The following is a 21,499-nucleotide window of genomic DNA, read 5'->3' on the forward strand; positions in this document are numbered from 1 at the left end:
CTGCGGTTACCCGGGAGCGATTCGGTGATTATTCGGCGGTTCCGCGGGCGGGAGCGAGGTTCCGGCGACCACCGAACGTCACCACGAACAGAATCCCGAGTCCGATTCCGTAGGCGGCCATCAGTGGAATCGTCACCATGAACATCGTCGTGATGCTCGCCGGGGTGAAGATGGCCGAGAGCGAGAGGATGAGCACCGTCACCTCGCGCCAGCGGTCTCGCATCGTGTTGTAGGTGATGCCGGCCGTGTTGAGAAGCACCATCAAGATGGGCACGTCTGCGAGGAGTCCGATTCCGGCCGTCGTGAAGAAGATGAGCCAGAAGAAGTTGGTGATGCGGTAGGCGATAATCATCTCCGCTGCGATGGCGTCCTCGACGAGGAACGTGATGACGGCGGGCGCGACGTAACTGTACCCGAGTGCGAACCCACCGAGGAGTCCAGCGGTGAGCGCACCAGTCCACACGAAGACGGTCCGACGACGCTGTCGGACGATGCGCCGCTCACGGAGCGCGGGCCACGCGAAGAACGCGAGGAGTGGAATCGTCGCGAGTGCGGCGATGATAGTCGAGAACTTCACCTCGAAGATGAGCGCCTCCATCGGGTGGAGGGCGACGACGTTCAGCACTTCTTCGGGCGTCACCACGTCGGGGAGACGGCGCAGGAAGTCCTGATAGACGTCGCGGATACCGCCGGTGTAGAGCCAGCCGAACGTCCCGGCGAGGACGAGCATGAACCAGCCGACGACCCAGAACGCCCGCGAGGTGAGCGAGTCCACGATGAACGCGACGTCTTTGTAGTAGCCGCCGATGTCGTCTTCGCCCGTCTCACCACCCGTGAGTTCGTCGAAGAACGCGCCGCCGGCGCGGGTCGTTCTGTCTTCCAGTCCGGACGGTTCGTCGGCCGCGTCCGCTGCTGCCGCTTCTCGCTCGGCCTCCGATTCGTCGAACCGGTCGAGGATTGCCTGTGCCTTTTCGGTGTCGCCGTCGTCGATGGCGGCGGACGCGAGGCCCATCGCCTGGTCTTCGTCGAGGTCGGCGAACGCTTCGGGCGGCGCGGCGCGGATGCCGTCCGCGTCGAGTGCGCCGAGGTCGAGTTTCGAGGGGTCACCGACGCCGATTTCCGTGCGCTCGAGACGTTGGATGTCGCGGTAGACGAAGTACGCGACGCCGAAGAGGAGGCCGACGACACCGCCCGCGACGACCAGTCCGCCGAGGACCGCTTGCGACCCCGGGGTGAGGAACACGTAGTCGCTGCCGATAACGTCGAGGCCGGCGTTCGCGACTCCGATACCGCCGTACTCGTAGAATGCGTAGACGAGTAGTCCGGTGACGACGCCGATTCCGGCGAGGAGGTTCCAGTGCGCCGCCGCGGTGGACTTGATGTCCATCTTGGCACTGCCCCGCTTGGCCGTGACGACGACTCTCGCGAGATAGAGACTGAACGCGTAGAGCGAGATGACGGGCACTGCCCACATAATCTGCGTGAACGGGTCCGGCGGGGTGAACAGCGCGCCGAAGGCGAAGATACCGACGACGGCGTGCCGCCACTTGTCGCGGAACGTCTCGTACGGGACGATTTCGGCGTACGACAGGCCGGTCATCGCCAGTGGAAGTTGACTCGCGAGACCGAACGAGAGCGTGAGCAGGAAGATGAACTGTGCCCACTTCACGATGGAGTACGTCGGCGTGAAGCCTGCGGACAGGGCGTTCTGTGCGAGGAACGCGAAGGTAAAGGGGAAGAAGACGAAGTAGCCGTAGGCGACGCCGAGCGCGAACAGCACGAGCATCGTGAGCCCGATGATGGCGAGTTTCCACGGGGCGACCGGTGACTGCGGCCACGCGTTCCGGTCTTTCAGCGCGTCTCTCGAGAAGTAGATGAACGGCGGGAGAGCCATGATGATACCGACGACCAACCCGATTTTCGCTTGCAAGAGGATGACGTCGAACGGCGTCTGTGCGATAATTTCGAGGTTCCCCTGGACGGAGGCGCTCATCTGTGCCACCGTCACGCCTTTGAAGAAGTCCCAGATGTAGAGTCTGAGGGCGTAGAACGTTCCGAGGAATCCGATGAGGAAGACGATGAAAACCTTCTGGAGGTCTTTTTGCGCCGCTCGGAGCATCGCACCGGCGGTTTCACGACCGGCGGCGAGTGTCTGTTGAGTGTCCTCGTCGAGGGCGCTGGACATACGTATGCTGGGAAAGCAGTCTGGCGGTTATCAATCTTTTTCACCGCATCCGTATTTTCGGGGAGGGTGTGGGGTGTTCGTGAGGCGATGCGAAAAGACCTATAACTGGCCGGAAGCGTAGGACACCTGAATGGCGGACGAGGAGCGCGACGCGGAGTCATCTACTGACGAAGAGACGACCGTCTCGACAGACGTGGCTGACGACGACTCGGTCTCGCGCGGTGACAAATCCGACGACGGCGACCAAACGGACGCATCCGACGATGGTGACGAGACACCGTCGAAAGACGTCGAACCCGTCTACGGTCGCGTGACGCCGCGCGAAGAGACGGACAGCGCCGAGTCTGTCGAATCCGACGACTCCCAAGAGAGCGAAGACACCGACGATGCGCCCGAAGACGACGAATCGAGCGGCGACGATTCGGATTCTGCTGCCGACGCGGAGTCTTCGGACGACACCGACGCCGGTGACGCCGGTGACGACACCGAGGACGCAGAAGACACAGACGCAGACGCAGAAGACACAGACGCAGACGCAGAAGACGAAGACGGCACGCTCGTGGTTGGAGAAGCGGGCGACGGCCTCTTCCCAGTCGATTCTGAACTCGACGACGATTCAGACGACGGCGCAGAAGACGCTGACTCGGATGAAGCCGACGAGGGTGACGACGACGAGGATGAGGATAACGAACTCGACGACGCCGACGGTGTGGACGACGAATCCGAGGACAGCAGCGACGACGCTGACACTGATGACGACGCTGACACTGATGACGACGCTGACACAGACGACGACGCCGACGCCTTGGACGGCCCGCCAGAGCCGTACGACCCGCGCTCTGACGTAGACGACGATGTCGGGGATGGTCTCCTCGGCGGCGCGCCCGAGAGTGACAGGGAGATGCCGCTGACCGACCACATCGAGGAGATGATTCGTCGGCTGGCAGTCGTCCTCGGTGTCGCAGGGCTGGTTACGCTCATCCTCTTCCCCGGTGCCGACATCCTCAACGCCTACGTGGACACCGGACTGCCGAGTGCAACCGACGTCATCAACTTCCTCTGGAACACGCACATCCCCGCGGCCGACTCGATGGCGGACCGTCGCCCGCGTCTCTACGGCCCGCTCGAACTCATCTTGACGAAACTCAAAGTCGCCGGCCTCGCTGGAACAGTCATCGGTCTCCCCGTGTTCGTCTACGAGACGTATCTGTTCATGCGACCCGGCCTCTACCCTAAAGAGCGCAAGTACTACCTCGCGGCAGTCCCCACGAGTCTGATTCTCGCGCTCATCGGTGTCGTCTTCGCGCACTTCGTGGTGCTACCGGCCATCTTCGCGTACTTCACGTCCTACACCGAGGGCACGGCAGTCATCGCGTTCGGCCTCAAAGAGACGTTCAACCTCATCCTCATCCTGATGGGCTACATGGCCATCGTCTTCCAGATTCCACTGTTCGTGGAGTTGGCCATCATGATGAACCTGGTCACGCGAGTCTGGCTCGAAGACCGCCGTCTGCTCTTTTGGGGCGCGTTCCTCGGCCTCGCGTTCCTCGTCAGCCCCGACCCGACGGGGATGGCACCAATCATCATCGGCGCGACGATGATTACCCTCTTCGAGGGAACGCTCGCCGTGTTGCGGTGGACTGGGAACTGAGCAGGGTTTACTGCCCCCCTTTCAGGACGGCGCGAGTCGATGACTGATTACACCGACTCCACGGACTCTCGTTTTTCGTCAGCGGCGATGCTCTCGACGCGAACTTTCAGCGCTTCGTTCATCGCCTCGAACCCTGCTTCGGTCTTCTCTCGGATGAACCGAAGAGTGATTCCGGCGAGAATTCCCGAAAACGTCTCCGAATGTTCGAATCGGGTTCGTTCGCCGTCGTCGAGCGGTTCGAGGCGGAATCGGTGTTCGCCGTCGAATAGCCCCGGAACGACGAGGTGGCCGAGCCACCCAAATTCACGGTTCTTCTCGGAGCGCGTCACGTCCGGTTCGAACGCCGACTCACCACCACCGGGCGGCATGAGGCGGACGACGAGCGTCGCGCCTTCGTTCGCTCGCCCGACGATTCGCATGAAGGGGTTCCACTCGTCGTAGTGGTCGAAATCGATGAGCACTGCCCACACCTGCTCTGGTGGTGCATCGATCTCGATACTCGTCGTCAGCTCATGCGTCATATCTACTCTTTCGCGGCCGAGGACCGTGAATCTCGCGTGTACTGCCGCTCGCGGAACGTTCATTGCCGATGGGAAGAAAGCTAGCGTATGGCAACCCTCCTTCTCGCCCGTCATGGCGAGACGACGTGGAGCCACGAAGGGCGTGTACAGGGCTGGGCACCTGTCTCGCTCGATGACCGTGGCCGAAAACAAGCGACTGCGCTCGCACGTCACGTCGAACAATCGTACGATGTCGACCGCATCGTCACATCGGATATCGAACGCGCTCAAGAGACGGCCCGCCCGATCGCGCGCGAACTCGGCCTCGAACCGGTCCTCGACTCCTCGTGGCGCGAGCGCGACGTCGGGTCACTTCAGGGGTTCAAATTCGAGAACCTCTCGCAGCAGTACCCGCAGTACTTCCTCTCGGCAGTTGGCACCCCGGCGGCACGCGAACGACCACCGAGCGGTGAGAGCCTCGTCGAAGTCCGGCGACGCGTCCTCACCGCAGAAGAGGGTCTCGTGGCGTCGATGGGCCCCGACGAAACCGTCCTGGTAATCACCCACGGGACGCCGATTCGACTCATCCTCGGTGAGTTGAAAGGTCTCGACATCGTCGAGACGATGCTCTCACAGCCCCTCGAATACGGGGGAATCTGCGAGCTCACCGTCGAGATGAGTGACGACGGCGACGAACCCACCGTTCACATCGTCGCAGAGAACGTGACGGATTTCCTCACGGTGTAGGCCTGGCGAGCGATTCGTCTAGCGATTCGCTTTTGGGGTGTACTGGGAGCGATTGTACCGTCTCCTGAGAACTGCGGCCAGTCACTTGCGAGCGGCGTCGCCGACGCCTATTCCCGCATCGTTATTCCCGCATCGGATAGTCCTGTGCGAACACGTCCTCGACGAGCAAGTCGTCTTCGTCGTCTTCGCTGGCGGGACTGACGCTCCCGGTTCGGTAGCCGTGTAAGTCGAGCGTGACGTGGTCGAATCCGACGTCTTTCAGATGGTCGCGGGCGGCACGGACGAAATCAGGGTCGAGCGCGCGATCTAACTCGTCGGGAGCGATTTCGATGCGAGCGAGGCCGTCGTGGTCGCGGACGCGGAACTGTTCGAAGCCCCACGTTCGGAGGATGCTCTCTGCCTGTTCGACGCGAGAGAGTCGTTCTTCCGTGACTTCGAGGCCCGTCGGAATACGCGACGAGAGACATGCCATCGACGGTTTGTCGGCGACCGAGAGGCCGTACTCGTCCGCGATTTCGCGAACCTCGCCTTTTTTGATGTCGTGTGCGAGAAGCGGTGAGATAACCGATAGCTCTTCGACTGCGCGGAGGCCGGGACGGTGGCCTTCGCCGGGGTCAGACGCGTTCGTCCCGTCACAGACCGTCTCGATTCCGCGCTCTCGGGCAGCGTCGTACATCCGTCCGAGTCGCATCGTCCGACAGTGGTAACAACGGTCGCCGTCGTTCACCACGAAGTCCGGGTTGTCGAGTTCCGAGAACTCGACGACGATGTGCGGGATTCCGATTTCTTCGGCGACCCGTTTTGCGTCGGCCAACTCGGCTTCGGGGAGCGTCTCGCTCTTTGCCGTGCAGGCGACCGCATCGTCCCCGAGGGCGTCGTAGGCGAGTGCGGCGACCACACTGGAGTCTACGCCGCCGGAGAAGGCGACGAGGGCGCTCTCACGTGTTGCGAGTGCCTCGCGTGCCGCCTGTGCCTTCGCCGCAGCGTCTCGCTCGCTCATGGCCTCCCTTCCCGGTGGATGGTCAAAAGCCCCTCGCCCTCGGCGCGAACGACCGCAACTGTCGAAATATGCGTGTCGGCAGGGGGGTCGCACCCGCGACTTTTTGTCCTATGCCGCGATATGTGCGCCCGAATGGATTTCGAGACCATCCCCGGTGTCGGCGAGAAGACGGCGGCAGCACTCGCAGAACTCGACGACGCCGAACGAGCGCTCAGAGACGGGGACGTGGCAGCACTCGCACGAGCGCCGGGTCTCACCGAAGGCAGAGCGGCGGCCATCGCTCGCGGGGCGATTCGACGTGACCACGACGATGGCGGCGGATTCCTCGCCACGGACCGCGCCTCGGAGATTTATCGCGACGCGCTCGGTCTCTTGCAGACACGGACCGTCACTACATACGCCGAAAAGCGCATGGAGACGCTCTTTCCCTCTGGGTCTGCATCCCGTATCGAGGAGGTCCGCGAGTTCGCCGCCGCCGCGACGGAACTCGACCCAGACCCAGACGTACTCGCGGCGCTTTCCGGTGTCGAACCGCTGTCTGACCCTCGACCACGCCGCGTCCGCGAGCGGTGTATCGCCACGACGGATGCCGAACGCTATGCTGCCGCGAAGGAGACGTTCCCCGAACTCTCTATCGAAGTCGTCGAAGACGCGCGCGGCATCGACGAACTCGCTCGCTCGTACTCGACTGTCGTCGTCCTCGACGAGTCGTTCGCCGGGATCGACGTCGACGGCGACGTGCGCGTCCTCCCGGACGCCGCAGACCGGACCGAGGAAGTCGTCCCCGAACGACTGCTGTCGTTCTTCGCCGAGAACCGCGAGGCCCTGTTGGCCGCCGCAGACGTCCACGAGGTTGCGGACATCGACCCACCCTGCGACGTGACTGCGCTTCGAGACGCACTCGCGCGACTGGACGACGACGGAACCGTCGTCGGCGACGACGAACTCACCCGTCTCTCGGCCGCCGTCGACGACATCGACACGGCCGTCTCGATGGCCGAATCGGTCGCTAACGACCACCTTCGAGACGTCATCCGAGAACGCGACGTAACCATCGAAGGCACCGACTTCCTCTCGCTTGTCGAACAGGGCGCCCGCGTCGATTCGTTGCTCTCACGGGAACTCGAAGACGAGTTCGACGAGGCGCTCGCGGCCGCACGCGAGCATTTCATCGAGTCGCTGGCGCTCCAACCGGGCGAAGCGGACCTCACAGAACGCATCTTCCCCGATAACCCGTCGTTCCCGCTCGCCCACGACGAAGACGCAGTCGGTCGCTTACGAACCGAACTGAAGGCCGCCCGTGACCGACGTGCGGCGAAACTGAAAGCCGACCTCGCGTCCGACCTCGGCGAACTTCGTGACCCGGTCGAGACGCTCGTCCGCGACGCACTCGAACTGGACGTACGCCTCGCAATCTCGCGATTCGCCCGCGACTTCGACTGTGTCTTCCCCGAGTTCACCGGACACGCCGGCCACGACAACGAGGGGTCGTTCGCCATCGAGGCGGGCCGTTCACCACTCCTCGACGTGGATTTCGAAGACGTGGACCCCGTCGACTACGAGGTGTCGGGCGTCACGCTCCTCTCGGGTGTCAACAGCGGTGGGAAGACGTCGACGCTGGACCTCGTGGGTCTCGTCGTCGTCCTCGCACACATGGGGCTGCCTGTTCCGGCCGAGTCGGTTCGCCTCTCGCGATTTTCCGAACTCCACTACTACGCCAAGTCACAGGGAACGCTCGACGCCGGCGCGTTCGAGAGCACACTCCGCGACTTCGCTGCACTCACCGACGGGGCCGCAGACCGCCTCGTCCTCGTCGACGAGTTAGAGAGCATCACCGAACCGGGCGCGTCGGCCAAAATCATCGCCGGAATCCTCGAAGAACTCGCAGAACAGGGCGCAGCGGCCGTGTTCGTCTCCCACCTCGCAGGGGGTATCCGTGAGGCTGCGGGCGTCGACGTGGCTGTCGACGGTATCGAAGCAGTGGGGCTCGAAGACGGCGAACTCGTCGTCAACCGCTCGCCCGTGAAAGACCACCTCGCGCGTTCGACGCCCGAACTCATCGTGGAGAAACTCGCTGGCGAGAACGAGACGAGTTTCTACAGGCGGTTGCTGGAGAAGTTCTAACCCACTTTTTTACGGTTCGGGGTCGCCGGAGGCGACCCACTCACCGTAAAAACCTGGAGGAAAAAAGCCGCGAGCCTCGGCCTTCGGCCTCGCTCGCGGTTCAACTCAAATCTTGTCCGCCGATTCAGCTCGGTATCCCGAAGAGAGCGACGGTCAGCATCGCCAGACCGACCAAACCGATACCCACGAACCGTGTCCACTGATTGTTGCGCGAGGCCATGACGAGCGCGATGATACACTGAAGGGCGAAGAACGCCGCGAACACCCGCGAGGCGATCGCGACGGCCGAGAGCACGTCGGTGACGAGAACGACAGCGATGGCTCCGATAGCGAGGATGGGATAGGTGAAGCGCTGCTCTATGCCTCCTTCGGTGAGTTCGAGCATGACCGCAGAACGTGACGAGATTGCGTTGACTGCCGCCGACGCCTGACTCCCGACCGCCAAGAACAAGATGAGCCACGGAAGGACGGGGCTCGCCACCGTCGCGATGAGAACGACCGAGATTGGGTCGGCCGAATCTGGGCGGTAATCCGCAAAGAGGAGGAGGGCGGCGAATGGGAAGAGGACGAAGGCGACCGTGGCGATGATTTGCGCCAGCCGCATCGTCTTGATGCGGAGGTCAGCGCTGTACTGCGAACCGATGTATCGAGACGCTTCGAACCCCTGGACGATGGCGAAGAGACCGAGAATCTTCCGGAGCTCTTCTGAGCCCACTGGTGGGTCGTAATTGGGGAGTGCCCAGGCCCCTGCCAGCACAGCGTCGATGTTGTACGCGAGGAATCCGACGATGATTGCCGTGATGGCCGCGAGGTTGAACGCAGTCGTCTTCTCGCCCAGTTTGTTGAGTTGGCTGAGCCCTCTGTAAAACCCAATCAAGCCGAGGGCGACTAACGAGAGCACTGCGAGTCCTGACCCTCGCGAGACGCCGGGGTCGAGGTTGACGCCCAGCGGAACCGCGATGAGGAGGACGATGACTCCTCCCATGAGTTGCAAGTAGTAGGCGACGTTCACGAGCGACGCAACGAGTAACGAAGCCTGCGCGACGCGCGAGACGTTGCGCAGCGTGCCCTTCTCACCGGCTATCGGTTCGAACGCTCGGATGTTGTAGCGCATGACCCACCCCATCGTGTACCCGAGCGCACAGAGCCCGAGCATGATGAGGGGCGATTCGAGTCCGATGATGTACACGATAATCGGCGTCATCGCGACGAACCCGATGTCCATGATGTTCGCGAGGGGAACGACCGTGGCCTGATAGGCCGTCGATTTCTGGACACGACTCGAATACAGCACCGCGGACAGTGCGAGGAGCGTCACGACGACCACAATCGAGATGACGAGGGTCATAGGCGGCCCCACTCGTTCTGTGCTGAATCGAACGCGTCAGAACCGTGTCCCAGTTTGGTGTTTCGGTGTGTTTGCGTCCGAATTCCTGTCTGTTCGACGGAGTGCAGTTGTGACGATATCTCGTCTGGGTGTCTGTAGACAATCATTGTTCGAGTGACCACGCGATTCGTCCAGACCTGACGACGTTCACACTTCACGGGTGATGACGTCCGTGTCGGTTCTCCCGTCGTTGGCTCTTCTCTGTGTTCCCGCACGCGATGTCTAGCCTCTTTCAGAAGGTGTCTCTCGGCATGCAGTAATGCAGAACATGTCTCTCGATAGATGGATAGTTACTCACCTAACTGGCCAATTAACGAGGAAGTACTGCGACAGAGCGACGTATTAATCTCAAATAACAGTTGATTGTCAGGTAATGGTGAACTCAGCGTTCGTCTGAGAGTCAGAATTGTCGGTACTATCGGGGGTGAATGCCGCCGGGCTTCGAATTTCAGACGCTCTCGTGCCACTCCTCGCGCAGCAATCCGTACTGAATCATGTCGCGGTACGCGCCATCGACGAACATGAACTTGCGTTTGCGACCCTCTTCGGTGAACCCGAGCGATTCCAGGAGGCCGCGAGAGGCGTCGTTGAAGTCGAACGCTTCTGCTTCCACAGCGGGGGTGTTGTGAGTTCGAAGGACGTAGTCGATGACGAGTGCGACTGCTTCTTTTCCGTAGCCTTCGCCGTGGTATTCCGGAACGAGCCAATAGCCCAGTTCCGGACGTTTGTAGTGCGCGTCGACGACGCTCACCCGGCCAATCGGTGTCACGTCGTCCTCACTGGGCCGACCGGGGGACGCGCCGTCGCCGTCGAGACAGACGAGAAAGCGGTCCGGCGCGGTTCTGTCGTCCGAAATCTCGTACTGCTCTCGATTCAGCAATGGTCCTCCGAGTGGAATCCGAATCTCCGGGTTCGCACCCGCTCGCTGGAGGAACGGGATGTCTTCCGTCTCGGAGGTCCGGAGCGCCACTCGTTCGCCACTCGCGACGATTGCACCAGGCATGAAATAGAACGGCAGCGGAATTCGCTATATATCTTCTGTGCGGTTGTGGACGTGTCCACCAGCTGGCGTCTTCATTTATTACGATTCACCAACAACTTCGGCCATGCCCGCTGACTCGCTCTCTGCCGAAGAACGGCGACAGTACGACGTCGTCTATCACGCCACGAAGAACGCCATCTGGGACGTGTTGGGGACGGCGGTGTATCTGCTGTTTCTCGTCTTCGTCCTCGGAATCACGCTCCTCGGGTTCGTCTTCCCCGCGCTGGGGGAACTCGCCTCCGGTGAGACTAATCCGTTCGTCCTCGGCATTGGAGGTGTCGCTGTCCTCGTCGCGCTCATCACAGCGTACCAGATTTATCGACTCAGTCGGTGACGTCTCGCCCCCTTCCATCGTGGAAATCCTGTCCGACGAGAGCCGGTAAACGATTAAGTCCCCCGCGCGTGGTACTCTAATCGATGAGGGAGGACCCCGAAGAGGGGATGCTGTCGTGGGACGAGACGGTGTTCCGCGACGAACACGTCTTCGAGATTGACCACGTCCCGGAGACGTTCGACCACCGTGAGAGCCAACTCCGGAGTCTGAAGTACGCGCTTCGCCCGGCAGTTCGTGGCTCTCGGCCCCTGAACACCATGGTTCGTGGTCCACCCGGCACCGGGAAGACGACTGCTGTCCAGAAACTCTTCGGCGAGCTGGGGACGCAGTCGGGCGTTCGAACAGTCCGCGTGAACTGTCAGGTCGATTCGACCCGCTACGCGGTGTTCTCGCGCGTCTTCGAACACATCTTCGAGTACGAACCCCCGTCGTCGGGTATCTCGTTCAAGAAGTTGTTCGGCCAGATAACCGACCGTCTCGTCGAAGACGACGAAGTGCTCGTCGTCGCGCTCGACGACGTGAACTACCTGTTCTACGAGAACGAAGCGTCGGACTCACTCTATTCGCTCCTGCGCGCCCACGAGGCACACACCGGAGCGCGAATCGGCGTCATCATCATCTCGTCGGACCTCTCACTCGACGTTATCGACGAACTCGATGGGCGCGTCCAGAGCGTCTTCCGGCCCGAGGAGGTGTTCTTCCCCCGCTACGACGTGAACGAAATCTTCGACATCCTGCGTGGGCGAACCAAACGCGGATTCCACGAGGACGTTATCGGCGACCCCGAACTCGACCGAGTGGCCGAACTCACCGCCGAGAGCGGCGACCTGCGAGTCGGAATCGACCTGCTCCGACGCGCCGGCCTCCACGCAGAGATGCGTGCGTCGCGGACCGTCGATATGGAAGACGTCGAAGCGGCCTACGACAAGTCGAAATACGTCCACCTCTCGCGATGTCTCCGCGGCCTGTCGGACCCAGAACGCGAACTCGTCCGCGTCGTCGCCGAGTTCGATGGCGACCGCGCCGGCGCGGTGTTCGAGGCGTTCAACGAGGAGACTGGACTCGGCTACACGCGCTACTCCGAACTCGTGAACAAACTCGACCAACTCGGCGTCATCGAGGCGCAGTACACCGAAATCGAAGGTCGTGGGCGAACGCGCGCCATCTCGCTGGCGTACGACGCAGACGCCGTCCTGGACCGCCTCTGAGCGCAGTTCCACGACGGCCACAAACGTGTTTCAGGTCAATTTTTACTCGTCGGCCGAGTCGCCTGACTCATGAAGACGACTGGCGGAAGCGACGAACAGAAACGCCGCGCAGCGGAGGCCGCAGTCGCTGCAGTCGAAGACGGCATGGTCGTCGGCCTCGGAACGGGGAGTACGACAGCGTTCGCCATCGAAGCCATCGGTGACCTCGTCGCTGGCGGGATGGACGTTCGTGGCGTCCCGACGTCGTTCGCGTCGCGCGAACTCGCCCGAGAGAACGACATCCCGCTCGCTGCCCTCGACGAAATCGACGCACTCGACCTCGCTATCGACGGTGCAGACCAGGTCGCGGGCGACGCACTCGTGAAAGGTGGCGGCGCGGCCCACGCCCGTGAGAAGATCGTCGACGCCTTCGCAGACCGGTTCCTCGTCGTCGCGGACCCATCGAAGCTGGCTGACGTGCTGTCGCATCCGGTTCCAGTCGAAGTGCTTCCCGACGCACGAACTACCGTCGCGGCCGCCGTTTCGACCCTCGGTGGCGACCCGATGCTTCGTCGCGCCGAGCGAAAAGACGGACCGGTCGTCACCGACAACGGAAACCTCGTCCTCGACTGCGATTTCGGAACGATAGACGACCCCGAACCACTGGCAACGTCACTGTCGGTACTCCCCGGCGTCGTCGAACACGGTATCTTCGCCGGGCTTGCCGATACGGTCTACGTCGGAACCGAGGACGGCGTCGACGTCGTCGACTGCTGAGCATCGCTCTTCGAGGTCAGTTTTCGGTCTCGCTCTGTCGCTAACGCTGTCGCTCTGCGGTCTGCAATAAAAGAAAGTAGTTCTAAACCGATTTACAGGTCGCGGGGCTGGACCGTCTTTCGGTCGTTCTCTTCTGCACGGCGTGCGGCGTCGTCGAGAAGCTCCTTGACTTCCTCGTCGAGAGCGTCGTAGAAGTCCGAGGCTACGTTTTTGTCCTTGAGCGCTTCTTTGACGGCTGCCTTGACAATGAGGTCTGCCATACAGAATGTCCTACCGATTCTCCCTACATAAACGTTCCTATATTGGACGTTAATACCGCCGTATTTGGGGGTTTTGGCGCTTCTCTAAGGACGAATTTGGGAGTAAGAATCTCCCCTTATATATGTTTTCTCCCCGTGATGGGAGAACGACGGGTATGAGTACGCCTCGGGCGTACGGGCGGCCATATGCGCGACATCCTGGATGCCGTCGCGGACGGAACGCTCTCGCCCGCGGAGGCCGAAGCACGACTCGCGGGATACGCGACAACCGGCGCTGGACGGTTCGACGCCGCCCGAGAGACGCGCCGAGGTATTCCCGAAGCCATCCTCGCAGAGGGGAAGACACCCGACGAGACGGCGACGATTGCGGTCACGGCCGTCGAAACGAGTGGTCGAGCGCTCATCACGCGAGCCAGCGCCGCCCACGCCGAGGCGGTTGCCGATGCGCTCCCCGACTGTGCTATCGACCGTGACGCCCGAGCGAAGACAATCGTCGCGTGCGACTCGTCGTTCGAACGACCGGATATCGATGCCACCGTCGGTATCATCACCGGCGGAACGTCCGACGCTGAGGCCGCAGGTGAAGCGGCAGTCGTCCTTCGCGAGATGGGCGTGACAGTCGAACGAGTCGAAGACGTTGGCGTCGCTCACCTCGGCCGCGTCCTCGACCACCTCGACTTGCTTCGTGACGTAGACGTGCTTGTCGTCGCCGCCGGCAGAGAGGGCGCGTTACCCACCGTCGTCGCCGGACTGGTCGATACGCCAGTCATCGGCCTCCCCGTCTCGACCGGATACGGACACGGCGGCGACGGAGAAGCGGCACTCCTCGGGATGGTCCAGTCGTGTACCGTCCTCTCGGTGGTGAACATCGACGCAGGCTACATCGCCGGGGCACAGGCAGGGTTGGTCGCCCGCGCCGTCTCCGACGCCCGTCAGGAACCATAGGGTTCCGTCCGTCTCGACTCGTCCTCACACGCTCGTGATGTGTGTTTTCACGGATGTGTGCGAATTAGCAGTCACGCGCACACGCGCGAAGGCCTCATATGGGTACGACACGGTGTATCAGCCACCGGCCTGGTGGCTGCCGGCTGTACCAACAATGCCAGTCTGTGACCACTGCGGGTCACACGTCTCAGAGCGCTTCGCACGCGTCTTTGCCGACAAACATGGACAGGTTCTCGCTTGTCCGAACTGCTCGGCGAACGCAGGTATCGCGGAGGTCGCTCGACAACGTGCCCGCACTGCATGACCACTGAAGCGAACAAAGACCACCACGCGAAGCCAACACCTCGTGCACGAGGCCGGGCGTAGGGTTCATACCCTCGCCCTCGAACCATTCTCTCGTGCACTTCGTCTACGTCCTCCAGTGTACCGACGGGTCGCTGTACACCGGCTATACGACCGATGTCGAGCGACGCGTCGCAGAACACAACGCCGGCGATGGCGCAAAGTACACGCGTGGTCGCACGCCTGTCGAACTCGTCCACGTCGAGGAGTACGACTCGAAGTCGACGGCGATGTCTCGCGAGTACGAAATCAAACAGCTCAGACGCGAGCAGAAGCTGTCGCTCGTCGAGTCGTGAGGGAACTCGTCGAATCATCGACTCTCGTGGCAATTCGTGCTGTCACATGACGATTTGTCCTGTCACGTGGCGATTCGTCCTGTCACGTGACGATTCGTCCTGTCACGTGACGATTTGTCCTGTCACCCGCCAAGTCTCGATGGCGGTACATGTCGGGTCGTAACGTAGTTTTTTGGCTCGCCGTGCCGACGTGCGCGTATGGACAAAATCTCCTTTGGGACCGATGGGTGGCGTGCCACCCTGGATACGTTCACCGACGAGCGTGTTCGAATCGTCGGACAGGCGGTTGCCGACTACCTCCGCGAAGAGGGCTACACCGACCCCGTCTTCGTTGGCTACGACGCCCGCGAGACGTCGCCCGGATTCGCCGAGTCACTCGCCGAAGTCGTCGCTGGCAACGGATTCGACGTTCTACTGCCGGAACGCGACTGTCCGACACCCCTCGTCGCTTACGCCATCGCGGACCGTGGCCTCTCCGGTGCGCTCATGGTCACTGCCTCGCACAACCCGCCGGAGTACAACGGCGTGAAGTTCATCCCCTCCGACGGTGCGCCTGCACTCCCAGAAGTGACCGACGCCGTCGCCGCGTATCTCGCCGAACCGGACCTCCTCCCAGAATCCGAACACGGCACGATCGAACGCGTCGACGTCGTCTCTCCCCACGCCGACCACGCCCTCGAACTCGTCGGTGGCGACCTCTCTGGGCTGACAGTCGCCTACGACGCCATGCACGGAAGCGGCCGTGGCGTGACCGACGACTTGCTCGAATCGGCCGGTGCAGATGTCGTCCGACTCCGCTGTAACCGCGACCCCGAATTCGGCGGCAACTCACCGGAACCGTCGCCCGAGAACCTCGAAGAACTCGCCGAGGCGCTCATCGATATCGGCGCTGACCTCGGGGTGGCGAACGACGGCGACGCCGACCGACTCGCCATCGCCACGCCAAAGCGAGGCGTCCTCGACGAGAACCTCTTTTTCGCCGCCGTCTACGACTACCTGCTCGAATCGGACTCGGGGCCTGCCATCCGAACCGTCTCGACGACGTTCCTCATCGACCGTATCGCCGAGGCACACGGCGAGGACGTCTTCGAGACGGCGGTCGGATTCAAGTGGGTCGCAGACGCGATGCGCGAACACGACGCGCTCATGGGCGGCGAGGAGTCTGGCGGATTCTCTGTTCGTGGCCACGTCCGCGAAAAAGACGGTGTGTTGATGGCGCTGCTCGCGGCAACTGCCGCGGCCGAAGAGGACTTCGACGCCCGTCTCGACCGAATCGAAGCCGAGTACGGCGAAATCGTCGCCGACAAGATAAGCATCGACTGCCCCGACTCGGAGAAAGACCGCGTCATCGACGAACTGGACGACGAACTGCCGGAGACGGTGGCCGGTCGTGACATCGCCAAAGTCGTCACGCTCGACGGATTCAAACTGCTCCTGGACGATGGCTCGTGGCTTCTCGTTCGCCCATCGGGGACGGAACCGAAGATGCGCGTCTACGCCGAAGCAGGCAGTGAGGAGGCAGTCGCTGCGCTCCTCGACGCGGGTCACGAACTCGTCGAACCGCTCGTCTAAGGCTCCCAGTCGGCTTCTTCACCGTCGGCAGGCGGCACGATTCCTCGGTACGCTGGTGTGAACAGTGGGAGCGTCTGTGCGTGGTCCGTCAGTGAGATGGTATCACCGTCCGATTCGACGAGGTTCGCCGCTTCGAGTTTCGGAATGTGGACGTGGACGATACCGGCTTCCGCCTGCTCGACAGTCTGGATATCGATTTCGTTCGCTGGCCGGTCTGTCGTCCGAGTCGCCAGCGCGATAGAAAGGTCCCACACCGACACTGGGTCGATTCTGTCGTTGAGATATTCGAGGACGTAACGGCGTGACGGGTCTGCGAGTGCGTCGAACACTCGATTCCAATCGGTGAGAATCCTGTCGCCTCGATCTCGGTTTGCCATAGCCTCGGCCCTGTAACCCTTACAGGGGAGATGATATACGAGTGTCGGTTGTTAACTCGGCCCACGACAGCCGTCGAGGACGCCACGCAGTCGGTCGTCGGTCGAATTCTCGTCTGTCTGGTCGCTGTCTGTCGATTCGATACTGAATCCCAGCGACTCGTAGAACGGGCGGACGCGGGCGTCGAACTCGGCGACGAGTCGGCCACGTCGGTCACGTGCGGCGGCCACGAGGGTGGTTCCGATGCCACGTCCACGCCGACTCCGAGAGACGGCCACTGCCTCGACAACGTCGCCATCGAGAACGAGGGCACCGACCACGCGTCCGGACGCGTCGGCAACGAGGCAGTCGCCCGTTTCGAGACGTTCGCGCACCTCACTGGTCGACATTTCGAGGAGGCCAGCGTCGAGGATGCGCATGACAGCGACCAACTCGTCTGGGTCGCCCTCGCGGACGACGACGTTACTCATCACTGTCGGTCGGTCACGAAGAGAGAAAGGTCCGGCGGAGTGTGTCGGTTGTCTCTCTGTCAGTCTCGTCCGCCTTTGATGAGGCGAAGAACCTTCACCCGGTCCACCTCGATTGGTTGGTCCTCGGGGACCGGCGTGCCATCGACGAGGACGGACACTTCGTGCGGACTGAGGTCTACCGCCTTCACGAGGTCGGCGTAGGTTCCATCGTCTTCGACGGTGACCTCGTGGGTCTCTTCGCCGACGACTTCGACGGTCACGTCCATGTACGGGCGTGGGGAGGGAGGAGATTTCAGTCCGTCGTCTTTGACTGTCTGCCGATTGACGACTCTCTCGAAACCAGATACATGTCAACAGTTAGTATGTTTCTGCACCAATAGGTAGGCACACCCGAAGGCAGTCTACGGACACCAGCGGGAAACGAGCCATGCCGACCTACATTACGCTGTGGAACTACACGCAGAAGGGTATCGAAGCCATAGAAGAGAGTCCGAGTCGCCTCGACGACGCCACCAACCTCGCCGAGTCGTTAGGCGGCGAACTGAAGGGATTCTACCTGACGATGGGCCAGTACGACATCGTCACCGTCATGGAATTCCCGGACGACGACGCCGCGGGGGAAGCGTTCCTCAAAATCGCCCAGCGAGGGACCGTCTCGGGAGAGACGCTGAAAGCGTGGCCTGAGGCGGAGTTCCGCGAACTCATCGCGAACCTGTCCTGAACCGACGCGTTCTCGGCCGCGTTCGGCCCTCATTTTTCACACGCATCTCTCACGACGCTCCTGTCTCGGACGCTTTATGTGCGCGGCCACCCGTGACATGGATATGAGCGAGGCCGCGGAGTCGGGCGATACCCCGGCGGGTCGCGAAATCTGGATCGAGAAGTACCGACCGCAGACCCTCGACGACGTTTACGGGCAAGAAGAAATCGTCGAGCGCCTGCGGAGTTACATCGAGCGCGACGACCTGCCGCACCTGCTGTTTGCGGGACCGGCGGGCGTCGGAAAGACCACGTCCGCGACGGCTATCGCCCGTGCCATCTACGGTGACGACTGGCGCGGCAACTTCCTCGAACTCAACGCGTCGGACCAGCGCGGTATCGACGTGGTTCGAGACCGAATCAAGAACTTCGCGCGGTCGTCGTTCGGCGGCCACGACTACCGAATCATCTTCCTCGACGAGGCCGACTCGCTGACCAACGACGCACAGTCGGCCCTTCGCCGCACGATGGAGCAGTTCTCGGACAACACGCGCTTTATCCTCTCGTGTAACTACTCCTCGAAGATTATCGACCCCATCCAGTCTCGCTGTGCCGTCTTCCGCTTCTCGCCGCTCGGTGACGACGCGATTGCCAACCAGACGCGAGACATCGCCGAGGCAGAAGGCATCGAACTCACCGAAGACGGCCTCGACGCACTCGTCTACGCCGCCGGTGGCGACATGCGCCGCGCCATCAACTCCCTGCAGGCCGCCGCGACGACGGGCGAAGTCGTCGACGAAGAAGCGGTCTACATGATCACCTCGACTGCTCGCCCCGAAGATATCGAGGAGATGGTTCGAGCCGCCATCGATGGCGAGTTCACGACTGCGCGCAAAAAGTTAGAGACGCTCATCGTCGATACCGGCATGGCCGGCGGCGACATCATCGACCAACTCCACCGCGCAGTCTGGGACTTCGACCTGGACGAGCGCGCTGCCGTTCACCTGATGGAACGCATCGGCGAAGCAGACTACCGTATCTCCGAAGGTGCGAACGAACAGGTTCAACTCGAAGCGCTCCTCGCGTCGCTCGCACTCTCGCAGAACTAAGGAAGCTGTTTTCGCGAACTGAACGTCTCTCCCTCTACTTCTGTCTCTGCCGCTGCGCACTCAACAGTACTCAGGCCCGGAACTCGAACCGTGCCCCGCCGGCCGTTCCGGACGTGACGACGACCGACCACCCGTGTGCGTCGGCGATAGACTCCACGATCGCGAGGCCGTAGCCGATGCCGTCGTCACCGGTGGTCTCACCGGGTTCGAAGACGACCTCACGGCGGTCTGGTTCGATGCCGGGGCCATCGTCTTCGACGTAGAACCCACCGTCGACACCGCCGACAGTGATGTGAACGTCGTCGGTGCAGTGCTCGACAGCGTCGTCGGAAGGATTCCGACGGCCTGTGGAACCATGTTCCACAGCGTTTCGGAACAGGTTGGCGAGCAACTCTGCGAGTCGCTCTTTGTCGGCGTTCAACACGACGTTCACGGGTGTGTCGAGCGTCGCATCGCCTGTCTCGGTGTTCATCCACGCCTGTTTGGCGACGAGTCCGAGGTCCACGGGCACCGCCTCGTCGACGAGTTGGCCGCGACGGGCGAGCGAGAGCAAGTCGTCGATGAGTGCTTCCATCTGGTCGAGTGAGCTCTCTACCGTGTCGAATCGCGCTTCAGCCCCGGTCTCACGAGCGAGTTCGAGGTGTCCACGAGCGACACTGAGCGGATTTCGCAGGTCGTGACTCACGATATTTGCGAACTCTTCGAGGCGTTCGTTCTGGCGTTCTAACTCCTCTTCGCGTGCTTTCCGGTCGGTGATGTCTGTGTAGATTGCGTATCCCGACCCGCGTTCTTCACCGGGCGAAAGCGGGACGACGTTCAGGATGAACTCTCTCACTTCGTCGGTGGTTCGTCGGCGGACCTCGCCACGATAGCTCTCGCCTGTCGCGGCGAGCAGTTCGGGAATGTCGTCGGCTCCGTCGTCGCTTTCGGCGGGTACCACCCGTCCGAGGAGGTCGGTGCCGACGACCTCCTGTGCCTCGTAGCCGAAAATCTCCTCGAACGCGTGGTTCACGTCGGTGACGGTGACGACGCCATCTTCGACGTCGTAGGTGACGGCGGCGTCGGAGACGTGTTCGAAGAGGGCGCTCGACCGGTCGCGTTCCTCTCGAAGGCGTGTCTCAGCCTCGATTCGCTCGGCGATGACGGCGACGTGTGCCATGAGCAGTTCGGTCAACTCGGCGTCAGTTTCGTCGAACGCGTACGGAACGTACGAGACGGCCTGAAACACCGCGATATCGTCGATTGGGACGCTCAATCCAGACCGATACACGTTCTTCACCGGTTTGGCGTCCTCGTCGCTGGCGATATCCGGATTGAGTTGCGTCTCGCCGGTCAGGTACGTCTTCGCAGCGACGCCGCCGTCTTGTATCGAGACCCGTTCTGCGCCGTCTTCAGGAGCATCAGAGGAGATTGCTGTCGGGACGATGTAGCCGTCTTCGACGACGTCGTCAGGGCTCGCAGCGTCCTGACTGTCCGTCGACCTTGGCTCGACGACGCCGCCAGAATTCTGCGAGTTCTGGCTGCCAGTCGAACTGTGTTCGACAACGCCGATGTAACTCAGGTGGAAATCGAGGATATCGTCCGTAATCTCGACGGTTCGTTCGAACAGTTCTGTGAGGCTCGTCGTCGCGGTCAGTTCTGTTGCGCCGCGGTGGAGCCGCTCGATTTGCTCGCGACTGTGGCGCACCGCCGCTTCGCTTTCGATACGCGCTCGCGTCTCGGCGACGTAGGAGACGAGGAGTTCGGCCAGACGGAGGTCAGTCTCGTCGTAGGCGCTCTCCTCGTTCGAAATTGCCTGAAAGACGCCGATATCTCCCATCGGAACGCTCAACGCGGACCGATACGCCGGGTCGAACGGTGCTGCATCGGGGTGCTGGGAGATGTCGTCGACGAGGTACGACTGCTGTGTTCGGTAGGTCTTCCCGAGAATTCCCTGTTCGGTTGGGATTGGGCCTGTCCCCGCTAAATCGTCGTCGTTCGCACGGACGTAGAACCCATCGTCTTCGTGGATGACGAACGACGTATTGTCGAGTTCGAGAATGTGGTTCGCCAGCTCGATAGCCCGGTTGTAGAGTTCGTCAGTCGTCTCGGCGGTGATGAGGCTCGTCGTTCCCTCGTAGAGATGTTTGAGTCGTTCTCGTTCGGTGGTCTCTCCCCCGTCGCTTTCGGTGGAGGCGTGTCGTGAGAGCACCCATCGAATCTGCGTTTCGAGCGTCTCGTGGTCACCTCGTCGGACGTACGCATCGAATCGGTCCGGAGAGACAATCTCGTCTGGGGATGTGTCGGTGTACAGAATTGCCGGTGTGTCGAGCGGAACCGTCGTATTCGGGTCGGTGACGACGAGACACGAGGGGTCGGCCGAGGCTGAATCGTCATTCGCTGCCACGACAGTGACCTCCCCACCAAGGTCACTGTCGAACGTAGAATCTCCAACTACGAGAATCGTCTTTTCCGTCGCGTCCACGGGTTTACTTCGCACGGACGATAACGAGAGACA

Annotated in this window: 22 protein-coding genes; 12 read left to right on the top strand and 10 right to left on the bottom strand. The window is 61.9% G+C overall.

Annotated elements, in window-relative coordinates; translation table 11 throughout:
* Positions 1–28: 28 nt before the first annotated feature.
* Positions 29–2,185 carry a twin-arginine translocase subunit TatC gene (tatC, locus tag ACK3SC_RS01425; RefSeq protein ID WP_416838341.1) on the bottom strand — a complete coding sequence of 719 codons (2,157 nt, stop codon included), beginning with the start codon at positions 2,183–2,185 and terminating at the stop codon, positions 29–31.
* A gap of 130 nt (positions 2,186–2,315) precedes the next feature.
* Between tatC and ACK3SC_RS01430 the strand changes: the two genes are divergently transcribed.
* The gene (locus ACK3SC_RS01430; RefSeq protein ID WP_416838342.1) at positions 2,316–3,836 is read left to right on the top strand and encodes a twin-arginine translocase subunit TatC; all 1,521 of its coding nucleotides are present in this window, start codon (positions 2,316–2,318) and stop codon (positions 3,834–3,836) included.
* Positions 3,837–3,883: 47 nt separating this feature from the next.
* On the opposite strand, the gene ACK3SC_RS01435 is transcribed toward ACK3SC_RS01430, so the two are convergent.
* Positions 3,884–4,357: an SRPBCC family protein gene (locus tag ACK3SC_RS01435; protein ID WP_416838343.1), complete on the bottom strand. Its 474-nt coding sequence runs from the start codon at positions 4,355–4,357 to the stop codon at positions 3,884–3,886.
* An 87-nt stretch (positions 4,358–4,444) separates the two neighbouring features.
* On the opposite strand from ACK3SC_RS01435, the gene ACK3SC_RS01440 reads away from it, so the two are divergent.
* The gene (locus ACK3SC_RS01440) at positions 4,445–5,083 is read left to right on the top strand and encodes a histidine phosphatase family protein (protein WP_416838344.1); all 639 of its coding nucleotides are present in this window, start codon (positions 4,445–4,447) and stop codon (positions 5,081–5,083) included.
* 121 nt (positions 5,084–5,204) lie between these two features.
* Here the strand turns inward: ACK3SC_RS01440 and larE are convergent, their stop codons facing one another.
* Positions 5,205–6,083 carry an ATP-dependent sacrificial sulfur transferase LarE gene (gene larE / locus ACK3SC_RS01445; RefSeq protein WP_416838345.1) on the bottom strand — a complete coding sequence of 293 codons (879 nt, stop codon included), beginning with the start codon at positions 6,081–6,083 and terminating at the stop codon, positions 5,205–5,207.
* A 132-nt stretch (positions 6,084–6,215) separates the two neighbouring features.
* Here larE and ACK3SC_RS01450 point away from each other — a divergent pair, with 132 nt between their 5' ends.
* On the top strand, positions 6,216–8,207 hold the full coding sequence (locus ACK3SC_RS01450; RefSeq protein ID WP_416838346.1) for a MutS-related protein: 1,992 nt from the start codon (positions 6,216–6,218) through the stop codon (positions 8,205–8,207).
* A 124-nt stretch (positions 8,208–8,331) separates the two neighbouring features.
* Here the strand turns inward: ACK3SC_RS01450 and ACK3SC_RS01455 are convergent, their stop codons facing one another.
* Together ACK3SC_RS01455 and ACK3SC_RS01460 are read right to left on the bottom strand one after the other, a co-directional pair.
* Complete coding sequence (locus tag ACK3SC_RS01455) at positions 8,332–9,555, bottom strand: hypothetical protein (RefSeq protein ID WP_416838347.1); 1,224 nt, start codon at positions 9,553–9,555, stop codon at positions 8,332–8,334.
* A gap of 487 nt (positions 9,556–10,042) precedes the next feature.
* Entirely contained in the window at positions 10,043–10,597 is a 555-nt protein-coding gene (locus ACK3SC_RS01460; protein ID WP_416838348.1) for a GNAT family N-acetyltransferase, read from the bottom strand.
* A 103-nt stretch (positions 10,598–10,700) separates the two neighbouring features.
* Between ACK3SC_RS01460 and ACK3SC_RS01465 the strand changes: the two genes are divergently transcribed.
* From ACK3SC_RS01465 to rpiA, 3 genes are all read left to right on the top strand, one after another.
* The gene (locus ACK3SC_RS01465) at positions 10,701–10,970 is read left to right on the top strand and encodes a hypothetical protein (RefSeq protein ID WP_416838349.1); all 270 of its coding nucleotides are present in this window, start codon (positions 10,701–10,703) and stop codon (positions 10,968–10,970) included.
* Positions 10,971–11,053: 83 nt separating this feature from the next.
* On the top strand, positions 11,054–12,178 hold the full coding sequence (locus ACK3SC_RS01470) for an ORC1-type DNA replication protein (RefSeq protein WP_416838350.1): 1,125 nt from the start codon (positions 11,054–11,056) through the stop codon (positions 12,176–12,178).
* 69 nt (positions 12,179–12,247) lie between these two features.
* On the top strand, positions 12,248–12,934 hold the full coding sequence (gene rpiA, locus ACK3SC_RS01475; RefSeq protein WP_416838351.1) for a ribose-5-phosphate isomerase RpiA: 687 nt from the start codon (positions 12,248–12,250) through the stop codon (positions 12,932–12,934).
* A 92-nt stretch (positions 12,935–13,026) separates the two neighbouring features.
* Here the strand turns inward: rpiA and ACK3SC_RS01480 are convergent, their stop codons facing one another.
* Positions 13,027–13,194, bottom strand: coding sequence for a DUF1931 domain-containing protein (locus ACK3SC_RS01480; protein WP_410765954.1), 168 nt, complete (start codon positions 13,192–13,194; stop codon positions 13,027–13,029).
* 186 nt (positions 13,195–13,380) lie between these two features.
* On the opposite strand from ACK3SC_RS01480, the gene larB reads away from it, so the two are divergent.
* The 4 genes from larB to ACK3SC_RS01500 all read left to right on the top strand — a co-directional run bounded on the left by larB (position 13,381) and on the right by ACK3SC_RS01500 (position 16,349).
* Positions 13,381–14,139, top strand: coding sequence for a nickel pincer cofactor biosynthesis protein LarB (larB, locus tag ACK3SC_RS01485; RefSeq protein ID WP_416838352.1), 759 nt, complete (start codon positions 13,381–13,383; stop codon positions 14,137–14,139).
* Between the two features lie 154 nt (positions 14,140–14,293).
* Complete coding sequence (locus ACK3SC_RS01490; protein ID WP_416838353.1) at positions 14,294–14,443, top strand: hypothetical protein; 150 nt, start codon at positions 14,294–14,296, stop codon at positions 14,441–14,443.
* 94 nt (positions 14,444–14,537) lie between these two features.
* On the top strand, positions 14,538–14,777 hold the full coding sequence (locus ACK3SC_RS01495) for a GIY-YIG nuclease family protein (protein WP_416838354.1): 240 nt from the start codon (positions 14,538–14,540) through the stop codon (positions 14,775–14,777).
* 198 nt (positions 14,778–14,975) lie between these two features.
* On the top strand, positions 14,976–16,349 hold the full coding sequence (locus ACK3SC_RS01500; RefSeq protein ID WP_416838355.1) for a phosphoglucomutase/phosphomannomutase family protein: 1,374 nt from the start codon (positions 14,976–14,978) through the stop codon (positions 16,347–16,349).
* Here ACK3SC_RS01500 and ACK3SC_RS01505 read toward each other — a convergent pair.
* From ACK3SC_RS01505 to samp2, 3 genes are read right to left on the bottom strand one after another with little or no spacing between them, the layout of a single operon-like run.
* Entirely contained in the window at positions 16,346–16,726 is a 381-nt protein-coding gene (locus ACK3SC_RS01505; RefSeq protein ID WP_416838356.1) for an ArsR family transcriptional regulator, read from the bottom strand. The genes ACK3SC_RS01500 and ACK3SC_RS01505 overlap by 4 nt on opposite strands.
* A gap of 51 nt (positions 16,727–16,777) precedes the next feature.
* On the bottom strand, positions 16,778–17,194 hold the full coding sequence (locus tag ACK3SC_RS01510; protein WP_416838357.1) for a GNAT family N-acetyltransferase: 417 nt from the start codon (positions 17,192–17,194) through the stop codon (positions 16,778–16,780).
* A gap of 59 nt (positions 17,195–17,253) precedes the next feature.
* Complete coding sequence (samp2, locus tag ACK3SC_RS01515; RefSeq protein WP_416838358.1) at positions 17,254–17,460, bottom strand: ubiquitin-like small modifier protein SAMP2; 207 nt, start codon at positions 17,458–17,460, stop codon at positions 17,254–17,256.
* A gap of 161 nt (positions 17,461–17,621) precedes the next feature.
* On the opposite strand from samp2, the gene ACK3SC_RS01520 reads away from it, so the two are divergent.
* Together ACK3SC_RS01520 and ACK3SC_RS01525 are read left to right on the top strand one after the other, a co-directional pair.
* Positions 17,622–17,915, top strand: a complete 294-nt coding sequence (locus ACK3SC_RS01520; protein WP_416838359.1) for a GYD domain-containing protein — start codon at positions 17,622–17,624, stop codon at positions 17,913–17,915.
* 103 nt (positions 17,916–18,018) lie between these two features.
* Positions 18,019–19,002 carry a replication factor C small subunit gene (locus ACK3SC_RS01525; protein ID WP_416838360.1) on the top strand — a complete coding sequence of 328 codons (984 nt, stop codon included), beginning with the start codon at positions 18,019–18,021 and terminating at the stop codon, positions 19,000–19,002.
* Positions 19,003–19,072: 70 nt separating this feature from the next.
* On the opposite strand, the gene ACK3SC_RS01530 is transcribed toward ACK3SC_RS01525, so the two are convergent.
* Positions 19,073–21,466 carry a GAF domain-containing sensor histidine kinase gene (locus ACK3SC_RS01530; RefSeq protein WP_416838361.1) on the bottom strand — a complete coding sequence of 798 codons (2,394 nt, stop codon included), beginning with the start codon at positions 21,464–21,466 and terminating at the stop codon, positions 19,073–19,075.
* Positions 21,467–21,499: the final 33 nt, after the last annotated feature.

The sequence above is a fragment of the Haloferax sp. DFSO52 genome (genome assembly GCF_048158745.1).
GTDB lineage: Archaea > Halobacteriota > Halobacteria > Halobacteriales > Haloferacaceae > Haloferax.

Coding starts and splice junctions, on each gene's coding strand:
- tatC (WP_416838341.1), bottom strand. CDS start 2,185: ATGTCCAGCGCCCTCGACGAGGACACTCAACAGACACTCGCCGCCGGT.
- ACK3SC_RS01430 (WP_416838342.1), top strand. CDS start 2,316: ATGGCGGACGAGGAGCGCGACGCGGAGTCATCTACTGACGAAGAGACG.
- ACK3SC_RS01435 (WP_416838343.1), bottom strand. CDS start 4,357: ATGACGCATGAGCTGACGACGAGTATCGAGATCGATGCACCACCAGAG.
- ACK3SC_RS01440 (WP_416838344.1), top strand. CDS start 4,445: ATGGCAACCCTCCTTCTCGCCCGTCATGGCGAGACGACGTGGAGCCAC.
- larE (WP_416838345.1), bottom strand. CDS start 6,083: ATGAGCGAGCGAGACGCTGCGGCGAAGGCACAGGCGGCACGCGAGGCA.
- ACK3SC_RS01450 (WP_416838346.1), top strand. CDS start 6,216: ATGGATTTCGAGACCATCCCCGGTGTCGGCGAGAAGACGGCGGCAGCA.
- ACK3SC_RS01455 (WP_416838347.1), bottom strand. CDS start 9,555: ATGACCCTCGTCATCTCGATTGTGGTCGTCGTGACGCTCCTCGCACTG.
- ACK3SC_RS01460 (WP_416838348.1), bottom strand. CDS start 10,597: ATGCCTGGTGCAATCGTCGCGAGTGGCGAACGAGTGGCGCTCCGGACC.
- ACK3SC_RS01465 (WP_416838349.1), top strand. CDS start 10,701: ATGCCCGCTGACTCGCTCTCTGCCGAAGAACGGCGACAGTACGACGTC.
- ACK3SC_RS01470 (WP_416838350.1), top strand. CDS start 11,054: ATGAGGGAGGACCCCGAAGAGGGGATGCTGTCGTGGGACGAGACGGTG.
- rpiA (WP_416838351.1), top strand. CDS start 12,248: ATGAAGACGACTGGCGGAAGCGACGAACAGAAACGCCGCGCAGCGGAG.
- ACK3SC_RS01480 (WP_410765954.1), bottom strand. CDS start 13,194: ATGGCAGACCTCATTGTCAAGGCAGCCGTCAAAGAAGCGCTCAAGGAC.
- larB (WP_416838352.1), top strand. CDS start 13,381: ATGCGCGACATCCTGGATGCCGTCGCGGACGGAACGCTCTCGCCCGCG.
- ACK3SC_RS01490 (WP_416838353.1), top strand. CDS start 14,294: ATGCCAGTCTGTGACCACTGCGGGTCACACGTCTCAGAGCGCTTCGCA.
- ACK3SC_RS01500 (WP_416838355.1), top strand. CDS start 14,976: ATGGACAAAATCTCCTTTGGGACCGATGGGTGGCGTGCCACCCTGGAT.
- ACK3SC_RS01505 (WP_416838356.1), bottom strand. CDS start 16,726: ATGGCAAACCGAGATCGAGGCGACAGGATTCTCACCGATTGGAATCGA.
- ACK3SC_RS01510 (WP_416838357.1), bottom strand. CDS start 17,194: ATGAGTAACGTCGTCGTCCGCGAGGGCGACCCAGACGAGTTGGTCGCT.
- samp2 (WP_416838358.1), bottom strand. CDS start 17,460: ATGGACGTGACCGTCGAAGTCGTCGGCGAAGAGACCCACGAGGTCACC.
- ACK3SC_RS01520 (WP_416838359.1), top strand. CDS start 17,622: ATGCCGACCTACATTACGCTGTGGAACTACACGCAGAAGGGTATCGAA.
- ACK3SC_RS01525 (WP_416838360.1), top strand. CDS start 18,019: ATGAGCGAGGCCGCGGAGTCGGGCGATACCCCGGCGGGTCGCGAAATC.